Below are 524 nucleotides of genomic sequence, written 5' to 3'. Positions count from 1 at the left end.
CCGCCGTCGAAGAACCCTCCGCCGTCGCCGCCCGCGTCGCCGCCGCCGTCGCCGCCCATGAGGCCGCCGTCGAAGAAGCCCTCGCCGCCGTCACCGCCACCCATGTCGCTGACGTCCGCGCCGCCCTCGCCGACCCCGGCCGCGAAGTCCTCGCCGGAGTAGCCGACGCCCGACATCCCCGCGAACATCATGTTGAACATCATCATCGAGCCCATCATCCACACCCCCGTGGTCAGGGCGGAAGCCCACCACGGCTCCGAGTACCAGCCCGCGGGCACCGGCCGGCCGGCCACCACGCCACCCGGGTAGTAGTGCGGGTTCCGATCGCTCGGCTCGGCGGACGCGCTGAGGGGCCGCCCCTCGATGTCGACCGTCCGGTCCTCGGTCACCCGGCCGGCGCGCTCCTGCCCGTCTGTCCTGGGCAGCTCCGGACCGGGGTCCAGGCCCATCGCCGACCGGGCGGCCCGCACGTAGTACAGCCCCTCCAGCGCGGTGTCCTTGGCGAGCCGCGCCTGGACGGGCGT

1 pseudogene is annotated in these 524 nt (G+C 74.6%); it reads right to left on the bottom strand.

Annotated features, from left to right (window positions below):
- Positions 1-524 (bottom strand): annotated as a pseudogene (locus B4M60_RS01880) (DUF1542 domain-containing protein); the annotation flags it as partial.

Origin of the sequence: Dietzia sp. UBA5065, assembly GCA_002415925.1 — a bacterium.
In the GTDB taxonomy this organism is placed as follows: Bacteria; Actinomycetota; Actinomycetes; order Mycobacteriales; family Mycobacteriaceae; genus Dietzia.
This window is presented reverse-complemented; position numbering and strand designations above follow the sequence as displayed.